Origin of the sequence: Streptomyces sp. NPDC046876, assembly GCF_040645035.1 — a bacterium.
Taxonomy (GTDB): Bacteria; Actinomycetota; Actinomycetes; order Streptomycetales; family Streptomycetaceae; genus Streptomyces.
Map to the genome: position 1 here is coordinate 1 of NZ_JBEYXK010000091.1, position 14,600 is coordinate 14,600.

At 74.9% G+C, this 14,600-nt stretch carries 12 protein-coding genes; 4 read left to right on the forward strand and 8 right to left on the reverse strand.

Translation table 11 applies throughout. The features are described from left to right. Positions 1 to 92: 92 nt before the first annotated feature. From ABZ924_RS31045 to ABZ924_RS31060, 4 genes are all read right to left on the reverse strand, one after another. A complete protein-coding gene (locus ABZ924_RS31045) occupies positions 93 to 308 on the reverse strand; it encodes an MbtH family protein (protein WP_361917092.1) in 216 nt (71 codons plus the stop codon). 336 nt (positions 309 to 644) lie between these two features. Then, the gene (locus ABZ924_RS31050; protein ID WP_361917095.1) at positions 645 to 3,566 is read right to left on the reverse strand and encodes an AAA family ATPase; all 2,922 of its coding nucleotides are present in this window, start codon (positions 3,564 to 3,566) and stop codon (positions 645 to 647) included. 81 nt (positions 3,567 to 3,647) lie between these two features. Then, entirely contained in the window at positions 3,648 to 3,881 is a 234-nt protein-coding gene (locus ABZ924_RS31055; RefSeq protein WP_361917098.1) for a hypothetical protein, read from the reverse strand. Positions 3,882 to 3,978: 97 nt separating this feature from the next. Further along, complete coding sequence (locus ABZ924_RS31060; RefSeq protein ID WP_361917101.1) at positions 3,979 to 7,407, reverse strand: type 2 lanthipeptide synthetase LanM family protein; 3,429 nt, start codon at positions 7,405 to 7,407, stop codon at positions 3,979 to 3,981. 351 nt (positions 7,408 to 7,758) lie between these two features. On the opposite strand from ABZ924_RS31060, the gene ABZ924_RS31065 reads away from it, so the two are divergent. The 4 genes from ABZ924_RS31065 to ABZ924_RS31080 all read left to right on the forward strand — a co-directional run bounded on the left by ABZ924_RS31065 (position 7,759) and on the right by ABZ924_RS31080 (position 10,618). Then, positions 7,759 to 8,415, forward strand: a complete 657-nt coding sequence (locus tag ABZ924_RS31065; protein ID WP_361917104.1) for a helix-turn-helix transcriptional regulator — start codon at positions 7,759 to 7,761, stop codon at positions 8,413 to 8,415. Next, positions 8,412 to 8,807, forward strand: a complete 396-nt coding sequence (locus ABZ924_RS31070; protein ID WP_361917107.1) for a helix-turn-helix transcriptional regulator — start codon at positions 8,412 to 8,414, stop codon at positions 8,805 to 8,807. The genes ABZ924_RS31065 and ABZ924_RS31070 overlap by 4 nt, the downstream gene beginning before the upstream one ends. Positions 8,808 to 8,906: 99 nt before the next feature. After that, entirely contained in the window at positions 8,907 to 9,848 is a 942-nt protein-coding gene (locus ABZ924_RS31075; protein ID WP_361917110.1) for a hypothetical protein, read from the forward strand. A 32-nt stretch (positions 9,849 to 9,880) separates the two neighbouring features. Then, complete coding sequence (locus ABZ924_RS31080; RefSeq protein ID WP_361917113.1) at positions 9,881 to 10,618, forward strand: hypothetical protein; 738 nt, start codon at positions 9,881 to 9,883, stop codon at positions 10,616 to 10,618. Here ABZ924_RS31080 and ABZ924_RS31085 read toward each other — a convergent pair. The 4 genes from ABZ924_RS31085 to ABZ924_RS31100 are packed head-to-tail and all read right to left on the reverse strand — an operon-like array spanning position 10,582 to position 14,462. Next, complete coding sequence (locus ABZ924_RS31085) at positions 10,582 to 11,217, reverse strand: ATP/GTP-binding protein (RefSeq protein WP_361917116.1); 636 nt, start codon at positions 11,215 to 11,217, stop codon at positions 10,582 to 10,584. The two genes, ABZ924_RS31080 and ABZ924_RS31085, sit on opposite strands and share 37 nt — an antisense overlap. Next, positions 11,204 to 11,629, reverse strand: a complete 426-nt coding sequence (locus ABZ924_RS31090) for a DUF742 domain-containing protein (protein WP_361917119.1) — start codon at positions 11,627 to 11,629, stop codon at positions 11,204 to 11,206. The genes ABZ924_RS31085 and ABZ924_RS31090 overlap by 14 nt, the downstream gene beginning before the upstream one ends. Beyond that, positions 11,629 to 12,030: a roadblock/LC7 domain-containing protein gene (locus ABZ924_RS31095; RefSeq protein WP_361917122.1), complete on the reverse strand. Its 402-nt coding sequence runs from the start codon at positions 12,028 to 12,030 to the stop codon at positions 11,629 to 11,631. Before ABZ924_RS31095 ends, ABZ924_RS31090 begins: the two co-directional genes overlap by 1 nt. Next, positions 12,027 to 14,462 carry a nitrate- and nitrite sensing domain-containing protein gene (locus ABZ924_RS31100; RefSeq protein ID WP_361917125.1) on the reverse strand — a complete coding sequence of 812 codons (2,436 nt, stop codon included), beginning with the start codon at positions 14,460 to 14,462 and terminating at the stop codon, positions 12,027 to 12,029. The genes ABZ924_RS31095 and ABZ924_RS31100 overlap by 4 nt, the downstream gene beginning before the upstream one ends. Between the last annotated feature and the right edge of the window lie 138 nt (positions 14,463 to 14,600).

The following is a 14,600-nucleotide window of genomic DNA, read 5'->3' on the forward strand; positions in this document are numbered from 1 at the left end:
GGTGTCGGCCCGACCGGCACTCCCCTCCGGCCGGCCGGCGGGGCTCGGTTCCCCCGTGCCTCAGCCACGCCGGCCGGCGTCCGTGCCCCCGTTCAGGCGCCGGCGCCCGCTTCGGCCGGCTGCCGGCGCAGGCTCAGCGGCCGGATGTCCGTCCACACCCGTCCGATGTGGTCCAGGCACTCCTGGCGGGTGCCCTCCGTGCCCTCGGCGTGCCAGCCGGCCGGCAGTTCGCGGTCCGCGCGCCAGAGGGAGTACTGCTCCTCGTCGTTGTGCAGGACCCGGTAGCGGCTCTCGTCGGTGTCGCTCATCGCTTCGGTCCCTCCCGGCTTCGCCTCGTTCGTTCGCCTGCGGCCACCAGCCTGCCGCCGCGGCGCCTCCGCCCACAGGGACAAACGCGCAGAAGGACCGGCGGCCGGTGCTGCCGCTCCTTCCCTGGCGGCCCGGGGTCGCCCGGCGGCAGTGTTCCGGGCAGCCGGGCGGGAGGCGCCGCCGGCCACACCGGAAGGCCGGAGGCCGGAAGGCCGGAGGCCGGAAGGCCGGAGGCCGGAAGGCCGGAGGCCGGAAGGCCGGAGGCCGGAAGGCCGGAGGCCGGAAGGCCGGAAGGAGCTCCGCCCGTGTCGGACGACGCCGCCCGCGCCGAGCGGTCAGGTGGCCCGGACGCTCAGGGAGGCGGAGAGTTCGCAGAGGCCGGCGCGGTTGGGGCGGCCCGTCTTGGTGGTCAGGGCGGCGATGTGCTTCTCCACCGTGCGCGGGGAGATGTACAGCCGGTCCGCGATGTCCTTGTTGCCGAGCCGGTCCGCGAGGAGCTGGAAGACCTCGTACTCGCGGACCGTGACCCCCTGGGCGCGCAGCACCTCGGGGATGCGGCCGGAGCCGGTGCGGCGCTGGTGGACCGGGGCGCCCATGCGGCGCAGCTCCGCCCGGCAGGCTCCGGCGACGGCGGCCACGCCGCCCTGGTGGAAGTGCTGTTCGGCGCGGCGCAGCCAGGCCACGGGCTCGCCCCAGCCGTCCGCGTACGCCGCCTCGGCGACCAGGCGCAGGCCCAGGTGGAGGGCGGTGGCGTACGGTTCGGCGGCGCGGACGGCCTCGGCGACCGCGGCGGCGGCCTCCTCGGGGCGGCCCTCGCGGCCCAGCAGGACGGCGCCGGCGAGGTGGACGAACTGCCGGTTCCAGCGCATCCGGCCGGGCGAGGTGGCGGCGATCTCCGCGTACGCGGCCCGGCCGGCCGTGCCCGCCAGGACGTCGAGGAGCAGGCCGATCCCGTAGCGGCCGCTGAGGTAGTAGGTGCTGGGGTTGGTGTTCTCCAGCTCGGCAACGGCGTGCAGTTCCCGTACGGCGCCCTGCCGGTCCTCCTCCATCAGCGCGCAGAACGCGCGGGCAAGGCCCCGGGTCAGCGGCTCCTCCTGGGAGCCGGCCCCGTCCCACTCGGCGAAGGCGGCGAGGGCGCGGTCCATGGCGGGGCGGTCGCCGCGGTGGCCGGCGAGCGCGGCCTGCGCCATCAGGACGTAGCGGGTGGCCGGGGCCAGGCGCAGGCGCTGGACGACGGCCAGGCACTCCTCCGCGGCGGCTTGCGCCTCCGTGAAGCGCGAGCGCAGGACGGCGTCGAGGATCATGATGCCGTCGACGGTGTGGACGATGGTGGCCGAGCCGAGCCGCTGGGCCTCGGCGCGCGCGGCGAGCAGGGGGGCCGTCTCACCCTCGGTGAGCCAGTGGTTGCCGCCGATGCGGGTGAGGGCGTACATGCGCTGCAGCGGCAGCCGGTGCTGCTCGGCGGTGTGCAGGGCCGATTCGAGCAGGGCGGTGGCCTCGTCGAAATCCCGCTCGCGGGTGAGGGTGGCGAGGAGTTCCCAGGCCTGGCAGGCGACGGTGGCGAGGTTGTGGCGCTGGGCGGCCTGGAGGGCGGAGTGGGCGAGTTTCTCGGCCAGTTGGGTGCGGTCCGGGCCGGGGGTGTCGAGGGCGAGGTAGGCGGCGGTGACGTCGACCGAGGCGGTGGCGCGGTCGTCGGGGTGGCCCGCGAGCAGGGCTCTGGCCTGGGCTATCTGTCTGTTGCCGTCCTCCCAGCGGCCGACGGTGTGGGCGACCTTGGCGAGGCGGGTGTGCAGGGCGGCCAGCCGGGAGGCGCTCAGGCCGCTGCCGCCGAGGGTGTGCAGGTTCTCGGCGAAGCCGAAGGCCTGGGCGAAGTCGCCGGCTTCGGCGAGGGCGGGCAGCAGGGCCTCGAGGGCGTCGGTGCGGGCGGCGGCGTCCTTCGGGGCGGACAGCAGCCGTTCGGCGCGCCCGAGCAGGGTGACCGCCGAGCCGATCGCGCCGGCCGCGAGGGCGCGCCGCCCGGCGTCGGTGAACAGGCGGCCGGCCTCGGCGTCGTCGCCGGACTGTGCGCGCAGCCGGGCGACCAGCGGGCACCAGTCGCCGTCCAGGTCGGGGTGGAGGGCCTCGACGGCGTCGGCGGCCCGCCCGGCCATCGCGGCCCGGTTGGCGGGGGTGAGCTGGGTGAGGAGGGCCTCGGCGGTGAGGGAGTGGCGGAAGGCGTACCAGTCGGGGGCCGGTTCGTCGGGGACGACGAGCTGGGCGGCGACGCCCGCGTGCAGGTGGCTGAGCAGGCCGCGGTCGTCGATGCCGGTCATCCGCTGGAGCACGGTGAGCGGGAAGCGCCGGCCGATGACGGCGGCGGCGGAGAGCAGGGTCAGCCCCTGCGGTCCGAGCCGGTCGATGCGGCGCAGGATGCCGCGGGCGAGGGCGGTCGAGACGTCGCTGCGCAGGTCGCCGACGACGCGCCAGCCGTCGTCGCCGCGGACGAGGGCCCCGCTGCCGATCACGCCCTGGAGCAGCTCCTCCACGAGGAAGGGGCTGCCGGCGCTGTCGTCCCAGAGCCGGTCGAGGGCGGCCTGCGGGACCAGGTCGGGTTCGGTGTCGAGCTGGGCGGCGATGACGGCGCGGACCTCGGGCCGGGTGAGCGGGGCGAGCTCCAGTACGGTCCCCACGCCGCGCCGGCGGGCCGAGTCGGCCATGTCGAGCGCGTCGCAGGGCTCGGTGCGGATCGTGGCGAGGAGGACGATGTTGGTGTACTCCAGATTGTCCACGAGGTACTCGACGACCGCGAGGGTCTCGGGGTCGGCGTCGTGCAGGTCCTCCAGCAGCAGGAGCCGGCCTTCCTCCTTCCCGGTGGCGATGAGCAGCCGCAGCACCGCCTCGCCCAGGATGACCATGGAACTGCTGTCGTTCCGGTCCTCGTTGCTCCAGTCCGGGATGATCCGGCCGAGGGCAGGGCGGTACGGGCCCAGGGGCAGGTCGTCCAGTGGCGGTCCGCCGCGGAACAGCGGCATGAGCGCTTCGGTGAGTGGCCGGAAAGGCACGGTGGGACCGGTGGTGCTGCTCCGGCCGCGCAGGGTGCGCATGCCCATGCGGAAGGCGGTGCCGACGGCTTCGGTGGCGATCCGGGACTTTCCGATCCCCGCCTCGCCGACCAGGAAGACGACACCGCCGCGTCCTTCGCGCGCCTCGGTCAGGGCCTGCTGGATCTCCCGCAGTTGGGAGTCACGACCGACGATGTACCGTGCACGGGGACGCATGAGCGCAATCTAGTTCACGCGAACCGCTCGTCGGGCGGCGAAAGTTGGCCGTTTCGAACAGGGTTGATCGGCAATCGGTCACTACCACATGACGTCGGGCGCCGAGACGCTCGTGTCGATCGTGCTGAGCGTGATCACGATCCCGCTGGTGAGGACCACACCGGCCAGTGCACGGGCCCGGGCGCACGCCTTGTTCCGCCCCGACAGGGTGATCCCGCCGGCCGGGTCCTCGACCCGCTCCCCGGCGGCGGGCGCCTCGGCGGCGAACTCCTCGCCGGCGGCCGCGGACTCGGCGTTGACCTGGGGCTTCTTCATGGTGGTGAGTACCTTTCTCGATGCCTTCGCCAAAGTGGTGCCCGGTGCCGTGCGGTGCGTTCGGTCTTCGGTCGTGCTCGCGGTGGTGCCGTTCGGGTCAGGGAGCCGGCGGGGCGGCGGGTTCGAGCAGCAGGACGGAGGGTACCGACTCCGGGAAGCCGAGCCGCAGCAGGCCGTACCCGATCCCGGACAGCCCGGTCAGGAATCCGGGGGACGGGACGTGGTCGGGGGTGCCGCAGCGCCGGCCGTGGTCCTCCAGCCGGCCGAGCACCTCCCCGGCGCGGTGGCCGAGCGCGGCGGCGGCGCCGGCGTGGCCCCGCCGGGCGAGGACGCCCAGTAGCTCCAGCGGTCCCAGGGCCCCGTGGCGCAGGCTCAGGTCGGGGCATTCCGACGGGGCGCCCGCCAGGGCGGCGCACCGGTCCAGTTCGGCGGCCGGGACGGGCAGGCCGGCGGCGCCCAGGCCGTCGGCCGCGGCCAGCGCGGTGCCGGTGAGCCCCGTGTACCAGCCGAGGTCGGCGGGGCCGCGCAGGGCCGCCTCGAAGGCCGGGCGCAGCAGGGCCGCGCCGGTGCGGGCGTACACGTCGACCGGGAGGGTCGCGGCCGTGGCGGTGGCCGTGGCCGTGGCGCCCGGGAGGGCTCCCGGGGCCCGCTGCCCGGTCTCCGCCAGGGCGGCGGCGTACCGCAGCAGGGCCCAGCCGATGCCGGCGTCGCCGTGGGCGAAGCCGGGCGCCCCGGCGACGGCGACGGCGCCGTGCTCGGCGAGCCGCTTCTCGGCGCGGACCAGCAGCCGGTCGGCGAGGCGCCGGGCGGGGCCGGCCGCGTCGGCGCTCCCGTACGTACGCTGCACCGCGACGGCGGCGGCCAGGGCGCCGGCGAGGCCGTCGGCCAGCCCGTCGGGCCCCTCGGAGCCGGCGCTGTCGGCGGCGCGTTCCAACGCGGCGAGGGCGGCGGCCAGGCAGTCTCCCGCGTCTGCCGCCCCGTCCCCGAGCAGCGGTGCCAGCCGGGCCAGCGCGTAGACGATGCCGCCGAGTCCGTGCAGGGCGCCCGGCCCGACCGCGGCGCCGAGGCCGGGGTCCGCGGCCAGGGTGGAGACCAGCGCGGGCAGTGGCCGCACGGCCTGCCGGGCCAGCGCGGTGTACCGCTCGGCCCCGGTGAGGGCGCCGAGCTGGGCCAGGAACAGGGCCACCCCGCAGTAGCCCTGGGCGAGCCCGCCGCCCAACGGCAGGACGGCCCAGTGCTCGCCGGCGACCTGCTCCAGGCCGAGCCAGTTGACGCGCCCGGCGCCGTGCACGGCCCGGCCGGCGATCTCGTCGGCGATACCGCAGGCCGCGGCGAGCAGCCGCGACGGCTCGGGGACGAAGGCCGGGGCGGGCTGCCCGGCCAACGCCGAACGGGGGCCGCGAACACTGAGGTTGGCGCCCGCGACGGCGAGCGTGGCCGAGATGATCCACTCCTGGTCGTGGCGGTCCACCTCCCCCATGACGGCGATCTTGTCGCGGGCGGCGCGCAGGCTCGGCGCGGGCAGCACCTCGTCGAGGAGCGCGCCGCGGGAGGTCCGTACGGCGGTGTGCGCGGGGTGGTGGAAGAAGAGCGGCACGTCCCCGGCCCACAGGTCGGCGGTCTCGTCCTCGATCAGCCGCTGCCGGGCGGGATCGTGCGCGGACTCCGTCCACAGCACGGCGAACACCGCGTCCCGGGCCAGGGCATCGCGCAGGACGCCCGGGTGCGTGGACTCGTCCAGCAGGGTGGTATACAGGCGGGTGGAGCGGGCGATCAGCCGGCCGGGGCTGGTGGCCCAGCGGGCCAGCAGCCCTCCCTCGCCGAGGAGTTCGCCCCGGTGCGCGGCGATCGCGTCGTACCCGGCGCGGAACCCCTCCAGCAGCGCCTCCCGGTGCACGGCGGGCCCGGTGGCGGAACGGCCCTGCGGGGCGGGCCGGTTCTGGCCGGCGGGGCTCTCGACCCGGCCGCGCAGCACCCGCATCGCGTCCGTCCCGGCGGCCTCCCAGTACAGCCCGTCGCTGGGGTAGGCGCCGCCGTCGCCTCCGCCGAGCGCGGAGATGTCCATCGCGCCGTTCTCGCCGATCAGCAGGCTCGGGAGCAGGCAGGTGCGGTACACCGAGGCGGCCAGGGCGTCGGCCGCCGGGTCGGACCCGCAGGTCACTGCCGTGGGCAGGCCGGAGTGCAGCAGGGTCTCGGCGTCCACCAGGACCGGCTGGTCGCCGCCGGCGATGACGTTCTCGTAGTGCATGTCCACGCCGTCCAGCGCGTAGAGCAGGGCCAGCAGCGCGCCCTGGCGCCGGTAGAACCGGTCGAACTCGGTGGGCGTCGCGCACCAGCGGTGCTCGATGAACTCCAGCCAGCCGTACCCGTCCGCCCGCACCGACTTCGGGGTGCGCAGGCCCAGCCCCGCCACCTTGGCATTGGCCCAGCCCACCGCCCGGTCGAGCAGGGCGTGCTGGTCCAGCGGGCGGGGCTTGTACACGACGGTCGCGCCGCCGGCGAAGTGCAGCAGGGCTACGGAACGGCCGTGCTGGTGGGCGTCCCCACGGGCCAGGTCCACCCCGACGAGCGCCCCAGGATCGGCCCCGTCCAGCAGGCCGGCGACGATCCGCGGGCGGTCGGCGGCGAAGCGGTCCAGCAGCTCCGCCGTGGCCTCGGCGGCGTACGTGCAGCACTGGCCGAGGATGCGCGCCAGCACCGGGTAGCGGGTGAAGAGCTCCGCCAGCCCCTGCCGGGTGCCCAGCAGGGCGAGGAAGTCCGCGAACCGCTGCCGCGGGGTCGCGCCCGCCAGCCTGCCCGCGCTGCGGGCCCGGTGGAGCTCGCTGACCAGGGTCCGCGCCGCCCGGCGCACCAGCAGGTCGCCGAGCCGCTCCTCGAACCCGGCCCGCACGGCGGCCAGTTCCGCCCCCTCCAGCGCGGCGCCCGCGGCCACCTGCGCCCAGGCGCTCGCGACCAGCGGGCGCAGCGCGGGCAGGAACACCGCCGCCCCGTCGGCCGCGCCCGCTGCCGCGCCCGTCCCCGCCCCGGCCGCCGTGTCGGGACCGCCGTCCGGCGACCCCGCCCCCGTACCGGCCCCAGCCCTCGTACCGATACCGGCCCTCGCACCGATACCGGCCCTCGCACCGACACCGGCCCCCGCACCGGTACCGGCCCCCGCCCCCGCACCGATACCGGCCCCCGCACCGGTACCGGTCCCCGCCCCGCTGTCGGGGGCCGCGGCCACCACCTGCTCCACGTACCGCGCCCAGTCGGGCTTGGCGCTGCGCGCGGCCAGCCGGCCCGGCGCCTCCGCCGCGAGGGCGTGCGCCGCGGCCTGCCCCGTGCGCAGGCCCGCCAGCCGGGCCGCGAAGCCCTCGGCGTCCCCCAGGTCCCAGGCCGCCGGCCGGGGGTGGGAGGTGCCGGCCGGGGCGGGGGCCGGGGCCCCCGGGGCGGCGAGCCGCTCCCGCAGGTTCAGGGCCCGGGCCCACCAGCTGGGGGCCAGGCCCCCGACCCGGTCGTCTACGGCGGTGGCGGCAGTGTCGGTCACGAGGAGAAACCTCGCAGAGGGCCGGCGGCCCGCGCATGGGGGCCGTTCCCCCATATTCCGCGGAACCGTCCCCGCACACCCCCGCTCCCCGGCCCCTCCCGGCCGGGAAGGCGGTCCGCAGGGGGCGGGAACGCCGTACACCGGACACCCGCCCGATCGCCTGCGGGCGTGCTGCGACCCGGCGGCCGACAGGCCCGTCTTCACACGATCCGCGCGCAGGACGCCGCACCTTCACAAATGTGGGGGCCGCGGCCCGATGCCGCACCGGCCGGGGCGCCCGCAGCCTGTGTGCAGTGAGCCCCTTTCCGCCCGTCCGGCACCCCGGCCGGCGGATGATCAACGGAGGACCTGGTGGGAGAACCCGTCCCTGTCGACGTCGTCGCGTTCGACCCCGTGCTGGAAGCCGGAACCAAGAGCACCCTGTTCGCCTGCCCGGAGCTGTGCCCGACGGCCCCCGGCGGCGCACCGCGCGTCGTGGTCATGACCGTGGACCAGGTCGGCCGTCCGGAGCTCGACGTGCTGGGCACCGTCCGCGACACCCCGGCACGGCCGGACGTGGTCCTGGTCGCAGGCGAGTTGGCCCCCGACGCCGCGCTGCACGCCATAGCCGCCGGCGCCCGCGGGCTGCTGCGCCGCCGCGAGGCGGACGCCCCGGGCCTCGCCCGCGCCGTCCTGGCCGCCTCGCGCGGCGACTGCACCCTGCCCCCGGACCTGCTGGACCGGCTGCTGGAGCGCTCCGCGGCCGGGGCGGGCGCGGGCGGCGGCGCCGACGACCGCGCGGCGGGCCGGGCGGACGCGGGCAGACCCGCGGCGCACGGCGGCCTGAGCGAGCGCGAGCGCAGCGTGTTGCGCCTGGTCGCGGACGGCCACGAGACCAACGAGATCGCCAAGCAGCTGTGCTATTCCCCGCGCACCGTGACCAGCGTCGTGCACGACATCACCCAGCGCTTCCGCCTGCGCAACCGCGCCCACGCGGTCGCCTACGCCCTGCGGGTGGGCCTGCTGTGACCGCCGTCGCCGAACTCCCGTGCACGGGCGCGCCCACAGGTGCGCCGGCCGGGGATCTGCCGGTCCCGCCGTACTCCGCCGGCGACGGCATGATGCCGTACCCGGTCCTGGTCCGTCTGCTCGGGGCCGTCACCGCCGCCCGCGGATTCGCGGCCTCCCCGGCCCGGGCAGCCGCTCCGGCCGCCGCCGCGGCGGACGCCCCGCGGCTGACGGCCCGCCAGACCGCCGTCCTCGCCCTGATGGCGGAGGGGCACGGCAACACGGCGATCGCCCGCACCCTCGCCTGTTCCGAACACACCGTCAAGAACGTGATCTACGAGCTGATGGGCCGGCTCCAGGCCCGCAACCGCGCCCACGCGGTCGCGTGCGCCGTGCGTCACAGCTTGATCTGAAGTTGACGCGAAGCGCTGCCCGGCCGCAACTGCCAGGTGTACGGTCGTCGTCTCCGGCGAGGGGGCCGGAGAGCCTTTGGGACGGGGGCTGAGCTGTAGATGAGCGGTGGGTTTCGCTATCGGGTGGAGCGGGTCGCACTGGCCCTGATGGCCACATCGGGCGTGGTGGTGCTCCTCGCCGACCTCTTCGGGTGGCTCGACGCACTGGCGCCGGGCGGCGCACTGCCGAAGGTCACCCTGCTGATCCTGAGCACGGTCACGATCTTCCTGCTGCTGGAGATCGACCGACTGCGCAAACTCGACGACGTACAGGAACGCGTCGAGGCCCTGGACGGCAGCGTGCAAGCGCAGGTGGCGCTCCTCGGCTCCGGTATCCGGGCGCAGGTCACGGACATGGACGCGCACATGCAGGCGCACCTGTCCAAGCTCGACATCGACGCGATGTCGCAGCGCCTGAAGGAGCAGCACTACGGCGGCGTGGTCAGGGTGCACCGGCGTTTCCCGGAGGAGGAGTTCATCGGGTACGTGGAGGACGCCGGCCAGGAGGTGGCCGTCCTGCAGACCTGGATCCCGAACCTGCGCCATCTCGAGGAGGCCCTCGTCAAGGCCCTCGTGGCGCAGCAGGTGCCGGTACGGATCCTGCTGCTGGACCCGTCGTCGCCGGTGGCCGGCTTACGCAACGAGGCGCTCAAGGACGTCCTCGACCCCGCCCTGGCGGAGGACGTCAAGGCCAGGGTGGAGGGCTGTCTCGCCGGACTCGCCAGGATCCACCGGCGCCTTGCGCCGGGGGCGCACCCGCGGCTCCAGGTGAAGGTCTACAACTCCCTGCCCTCCATCGCCGTGTTCAAGGCGGACGAACGCTACCTCGTCAGTTCGTTCCTGCACGGCCAGCTCGCCGTCGACTCCACGCAGATAGAGGTGGACGGCTCGCACACCCTGATGGGCCGCGAAGTGCAGGAGGAGTTCGACACACTGTGGAGCATCGGTGTCGACGTGGACCTGCCCGACTGGCGCGCGTCGCTCGACAACAACCGCAGATGATCGGAACGGACGGAAGGGCACGGGTACGGCTCATGCACGCACTGGACGATTTCGAGGACTCGCTGATCGAGCGCTTCAAGGAGCACCCGGTCCTGGCGAACGTCGCACAGCTCCCGGACGAGGACTTCGCCGCTCTGCTGCTCCAACGGCGCTTCGTGTCCCTCGCGTTCACCCCGTCCTACGATCTGGCGATCGACCTGCTGCGTGACGAGGCCGGGCTGCGCATCGCGCGGGTGATCCTGCGCGAGGAGTACCCGGACGGCCACGGGCACACCCCGTCCCACCGCGAGGACATGGTGCAGGACCTGTTCCGGCTGGGCGTCACCCGCGAGGCACTGGTGGCGTCGAGACCGACGGCGGAGACGAAGCGGGCCATCGGCGAGGCGTTCGACCTGATCGCGGAGGCGGGCGGCCACGACGACGCGGACCTGCGGCTGCTGACGATCCTGCGGTTCTGGGGTGAGGTGCTGGTGTCGGTCGAGTACGAGAAGCTGTGGGAGCGGATGGCCCCGCTGCTGACGGACGACGGCGGCCGCAACCGCTCCCGCTTCTACCACCCGCACCTCGTCCACGACGCCAAGACGCACTCCCTGGCCACGGTGTCCCTGCTGTCGGGCAGCCACTCGGACCGCCTGGCGACCCGGGTGACCGAGCTCCTGGCCCGCGAGGGCTCCTCCGACTGCTTCCGCGAGGCGGAGGAGCGCGCCCTGGACCTGAAGCTGGCCTTCTACGATCAGTTCCTGCCGGCCCTGGACCGCATCGCGGTCTGAGCAGTCCGGAAGGGGCCCTCGCCCGGCTCGGCCGAGGAGATCAGCCGGTCCAGCAGGGACACCAGGACGTCGCGGACGTCGGCGCGTTCGCGGGCGTCGAGCATCAGGACCGGGGTGTCCGGGTCGCGCAGGTGCAGGGCCTGCGCGATCTCCTCGGCCGTGTACTGCTGCTCGCCGTGGAAGCAGTTCGCGCCGATCACGAAGGGCAGGCCGCGGCTCTCGAAGAAGTCGACGGCGGGGAAGCTGCGGTCCAGCCGCCGGGTGTCGACGAGCACGACCGCGCCCAAGGCCCCGTTCAGCAGGTCGTCCCACATGAACCAGAACCGCTCCTGGCCCGGCGTGCCGAACAGGTACAGCACCACCCCGGCGTCGGTGAGGGTGAGGCGGCCGAAGTCCATCGCCACGGTGGTGACGGCCTTGGACTCGATCCCGTCGAGGTCGTCGACGCCCACGCCCGCCGCCGTGAGCCGCTCCTCCGTGCGCAGCGGCTCGATCTCGGAGATCGTCTCGACCATGGTGGTCTTGCCGACTCCGAATCCCCCGGCGATGAGGATCTTGACGGGGGCCGCCTGGGGGGCGGGGGTCTCATATCCGGGCAAGGTTGTCCCTGATTCTCCTGAGCAGGTGGACATTGGTGGTCTCGGCGCCCTCCAGGGGCGGCCGGTGGTGGATCAGCCCGCGGTCCGCGAGCTCGCCGAGGAGCAGCGTCATCGGGGTGAGCCGGATGTGCATGCGCGCGGCGAGCTCGGCGACCGCCCGCCCGTCCGGCGCCGGACACAGGGCGAGGACGGTCCGCCACTCGGTGGGCAGGCCGCTGTCGGCGTCCGGGTCGACCGCCGCGGTGATCGTGGTGTCCATGGTCAAGGCGGTGCACGGCGCGGCGGTCCGGCCGTCGGTGAGGGCGTACAGCCGCGTCCGGCGCGGGGACCGGGGCCGGGGCGGCGGCTGTACCGGCTCCTCGGCCTCCTGCGGCGGCTGCCCCGGCTGCGGCTGCGGCTCGTCGTCGGGCATTACGAGGCGGACGACTGGCCGCGCTCGGGGGTGCCCAGCCACTCGCCGAGCGCCTGGGCGGTCCGTACGGCCTCGCCGCCCAGCTCTCCGAGGCGGGCCTTGCGGGAGGTCACCACGATGAGCGTGCTGCCCTCCCCGCACGCGACGATGCAGAGGTACCGGTCGTCCGTCTCGACCAGCTGGCGGATGACCTGTCCGCCCTCGACCTCCCGCGATATCGCCTTCATCGTGGCCGCGACCCCGGAGGCCGCGGCGGCCATGCGCTCGGCCCGGTCCCGGTCGAGCAGGTAGGAGCTGAGCCCGATGCCGTCGTTGGACAGGAGCACGGCTCCCTCGATGCCGGCGATCCTGCTCAGGTTGTTGTCCAGGACGCTGTAGATCATGTCGTTGTTCGTCGTCATGGCTGATCCCGTCGGAGCTCTTCTTCCACTGTCTGGGTCCCCTGTTCGTAGTCCGTCCAGGCGTCGGCGACCTCTTCCGGGGTCGCGTCGTCCTGGCCGGGGCCGGGCTCCGGCGTCCGCGGTCCGCGGAGCCGTTCGGTCATGTGCGTCTGCGGGACGCGCTGGGGCAGGCCGGGGCGGGCGGCGCCGTCCCGGGGCTCGGTGGCGGTCCCGGTCCGGGTCTCGGTCCGGGTCCCGCGTACGGAGCGGAGGGCAGGCGGGTGCTCGCCGTCCGGGGCCGGCTCCGGCGTGCGACGGCTCGGCAGCCCGGGGGCGGCGGGCGGCGCGGGGGCGGGCTCCCGGTCGGGCTCCGGCTCGGGTTCGGGTTCGGGCTCCCGGTCGCGCTCTGGCACGGGCTCCTGCTCGGGCGCCGGCTCCGGCTTCCGCTCGGGCTCCTCGGCGCGCGGTGCGGGCAGGGGGGACCGTACCGAGGGCGGTGCCGGCTCGGGCTCCCGTACGTGCTCTCCCGCGTCCGCCAGCAGCTTCCCCGGCAGGATCACCACCGCCGAGGTGCCCCCGTACACCGAGCGGCGCAGCGTGACCGTGGCCCCGAGCTGGTCGGCGAGGTGGCCTACCACGAAGAGGCCGAGGCGGTGCGCGTTCTCGGCGAGGACGGAGTACGGCGGGGCGGTGTGCAGGCGCCGGTTCATCTCCTCGTAGCGCTCGGCGCTCACCCGCGGCCCGCGGTCCTCGACCTCGACCGACAGCCCGTCGGCGACCAGTTCGGCGCGGATGACCACCTTCGAGCGCGGCGGGGAGAACCGGGTGGCGTTGTCCAGCAGCTCCGCGAGGAGGTGGCTGATCGCGCTGACGACCTGCGGTTCCACGCTGGCCTCGTCCAGGGACTGCCGCTCGATCCGGCGGAAGTCCTCGACCTCCGCGGCGGCCTCGCGCAGCAGGTCGGCGATGCGCATGGGCTCGGTGTGCGGGTCGGGGATCTCGCCGCCCGAGAGGATGAGCAGGTTCTCGACCTGCCGGCGCATGCCGACCGTCAGCTGGTCGGAGCGCATCAGCTGGGCGAGGAGCGCCTCGTGGTGGCCGAAGGCGTCCTGGATGTCCTCGGTGAGGCTCAGCTGGCGGCTGACCAGGTTCCCGGTGCGCGAGGCGATGCCGGAGGCGAACATGCCGAAGCCGTGGCGTTCGGCCGCGAGTCGGCGGTGGCCGTCGACGGACACCGCGACGACCCGGGCGAAGGCGTCGTTGATCCGCCCGACCTCGTCCCGGATGCCGCGGACGGCGGGCAGGGCTTCCTCGTCGATGCTCTGGCCGCGGTGGAGGCGGGCCACGATGTCCGGCAGCGTGCGCTCGGCGACGGCCACCGTGCGCCGGTGCAGGCCGTTCAGGCGGCGCAGCACCGAACGCGTCATGAGGACGACGGCGGCCACGACCAGCAGCAGGGTGGCGGCGCTCGTGCCGACCAGCCAGGCGACGTCGGTCTGGAGCTGGTCCGCCTTGGCCGCGCTGCGGGCGAGGACGCCGCGGGCGCGGTCGATGTTGAGGGTGGCCATCTGCACGGAGAAGTTGTCGTGCGCGGCCCGCCAGCCGCCGATGTCGGCGGGCAGCCTGATGCCGTTCTCGGTGTCCTTGTGCTGGGAGATGACCGCGTTCTCGATGCGGGTCTTGGTCTGCCAGTCGGGCGAGGCGGTGATGCGTTCGTAGAACGTCCGGTCGCCGTCGGGCAGGTACGGCACGACCCAGGCCTCGTACAGGTAGCGGTGGGCCCCGACGGCGCCGGTGAACTGGTCGAAGCCGGCGGTGCTCAGCTCCCTGGACGGGCCGGCCAGGGCCAGGAGGGTGTCCTCGCGCGCCAGCATCTCGGAGGCGGAAAGCATGGAGACAACGGGGCGGCTCGCCTCGGTGAGCTCGGCGTCCTCCGCGTGGCTGAATTCCTGCTGGTACACCCGGATGATCTCGCTGATCACCGCGGTGTAGTAGCCGATCGTGCCGTCGGGGGTGCCGGTGCGGGCGTCCGTGCGCTCGCGGTAGCCGGTCAGGTCGGCCAGGCGCCGGGTCACCCCGCCGAGGGAGTCGGCCGAGGCCGGATCGACGACAAGGGCGCGGAATTCGGCCGCGGCGCGGTCCGTGGCCGGCCGGCGGCCCCTCAGCTCCTCCTCGGAGCCGGGGGTACCGGCCCAGCGGGCGGCCGTCGCCGTCCGCTCGGCCTGGAGGTCGACCAAGAGGGTGTACAGCGGGGTGCCGATCCGCTCGCTGGCGGCCACGTCGGCGCGCAGGCGGGCCGACTGCGCCAGCAGCCGTTCGGCGGTCAGGGCGCTCTGGGCGCCCATCGCGACGGTGGGGACGACCGCCAGCCAGATGAGCAGCGTCCGCAGGCGCACGGTCCGCCGCCGGCTCGGGGGCGGCGCCGGGGCGCCTTCGGGTTCGGTGGCAGACATCGGTCCTCGGGGCGGCGGGGGACGGACGGGCGACAAAACGGGAGGGAAAGACGGCCAACGGAGGGCGCGCGCCGATCATATCCAGCCAAGACAAAGAAACGGATAGTCAGATTCCGTGCCCCTTGGGCGCTATGTGAA